The organism is Pseudomonas sp. CP-1, assembly GCF_021213715.1.
In the GTDB taxonomy this organism is placed as follows: Bacteria; Pseudomonadota; Gammaproteobacteria; order Pseudomonadales; family Pseudomonadaceae; genus Pseudomonas; species Pseudomonas aeruginosa.
This window is the reverse complement of sequence record NZ_JAJQKY010000054.1, coordinates 1-1,746: the sequence shown is the minus strand read 5'-3', so window position 1 is coordinate 1,746 and position 1,746 is coordinate 1. Positions and strand designations below refer to the sequence as shown.

General features: G+C 61.5%; 3 protein-coding genes. All 3 read left to right on the top strand.

Annotation, left to right across the window (positions count from 1 at the left end):
* Positions 1-130 precede the first annotated feature (130 nt).
* The gene (locus LT948_RS33005; RefSeq protein WP_011666770.1) at positions 131-838 is read left to right on the top strand and encodes a paraquat-inducible protein A; all 708 of its coding nucleotides are present in this window, start codon (positions 131-133) and stop codon (positions 836-838) included.
* Entirely contained in the window at positions 825-1,409 is a 585-nt protein-coding gene (locus LT948_RS33000) for a paraquat-inducible protein A (RefSeq protein ID WP_232197168.1), read from the top strand. The genes LT948_RS33005 and LT948_RS33000 overlap by 14 nt, the downstream gene beginning before the upstream one ends.
* The coding region (locus tag LT948_RS32995; RefSeq protein WP_232197166.1) for an MlaD family protein at positions 1,402-1,746 on the top strand (345 nt) is incomplete at its 3' end. The genes LT948_RS33000 and LT948_RS32995, both read left to right, overlap by 8 nt.

Genomic DNA, 1,746 nt, shown 5'->3' with positions numbered 1-1,746 from the left:
CTGGTCAGCGATGACCAGGGGTTTTGCTTTTGCGCGCGGAAAAGTGGCAAGCCAGCAGCGCTGCGGACGATAATCGAAAAACTTCGAGAGCTGCCGGGCGGCGTACTTCCGAGGGCATGGGAGACGCGATTTGCACTGTGCGCTCGTCTACAATAGCCGACAAATCCAGCCGAGCTCATTCATGTCCGATACCGATGTCCGTGGCCTGCAGGATCTTCCCCTGGAAGAACTGGTTGCTTGCCATGAGTGTGATCTGTTGATGCGCCGGGAACCCCTGGGTCCGGGCGAGAAAGCCAATTGTCCGCGCTGCGGTTTCGAGTTGGCCGCGCATCGCCATCAATGGAAACGCCGTTGCTTCGCGCTGGTTCTGACGGCGCTCTTCCTCTATATCCCAGCCAATTTCCTGCCGATCATGAATCTCAGCCTGCTCGGCCAGACCCGCAGCGATACGGTCTGGACGGGAGTGCTCGGTCTTTACGACAGTGGCATGCAGGGCGTCGCCATCCTGGTATTCCTGTGCAGCATGGTGATCCCGTTGGTCAAGTTGCTCTGCCAGTTGCTGGTGATGATCAGCGTGCGTTTCGGTATCGCCCGTCACATCGGCATGCTGCTCTATCGCGGCTATCACCATCTGCGCGAGTGGGGGATGCTCGAGGTCTACCTCATGGGCATCCTGGTTTCCATCGTCAAGCTGATCGACATGGCCGACCTCAGCCTGGGCGTCGGCCTGGCCTGTTTCGTGGCGCTGCTGTTCACCCAGGTCTGGCTGGAGGTCACCATGTCGCCGCACCAGGTATGGGAAGCGCTGGGCGGCGAGGACGACGATGCGCGCGCTTGATGCCGGAATTCTGGTGTGCGGCGAGTGCCACCAGTTGAATCGCGCCGACGGGGACGAGCATCCGCGTTGCAGTCGCTGCGGTGCGGTTCTGCACGCCCGGCGCCCAAACAGCCTCACGCGCACCTGGGCGTTGCTGATCACCGCGGCGATCCTCTACATACCCGCCAACCTGCTGCCGATCATGACGGTCAACCTCTTCGGCAGCGGAATGCCCGCCACCATCATGGAGGGCGTGGTCGAACTGGTGCATGCCGACATGTTCCCCATCGCCATGGTGGTGTTCGTCGCCAGTATCCTGGTTCCTACTTTCAAACTGGTGGGCATCGCCCTGCNCCGCCAGCGTATCCTGATGTATCGCTTCATCGAATGGATCGGGCGCTGGTCGATGCTCGATATCTTCGTCATCGCCATCCTCGTGGCGCTGGTGAATTTCGGCAACCTGGCGAGCATCGAGGCCAACCTCGGCGCCGCCGCCTTCGCCAGCGTGGTGGTGCTCACCATGCTCGCCGCCGTGACGTTCGACCCCCGGCTGATCTGGGACAACACCAATCTGGATGACGAGAATGAGTGATCTGCCAAGTCCGAAGAAACACAAGACCTCGAACTGGTCGGCGATCTGGGTGCTGCCGCTGGTGGCCCTGGCTATCGGTGCCTGGCTGGCGTGGCGTGCCTTCGACCAGGCCGGCGTGGACATCCAGGTTCGCTTCGAGAGCGGCGACGGGATCCAGGCCAACAAGACCGAGGTGCTGTACAAGGGCATCTCGGTGGGCAAGGTGACCGACCTGCATGTCAGCAAGGACATCAAGGGCGTGGTCGCGACCATCGAGATCAAGAAGGAAGCCCAGGAGTACCTGAGCAAGGACACCCGCTTCTGGCTGGTCAAGCCGCGGGTTTCCCTGGCTGGCGTC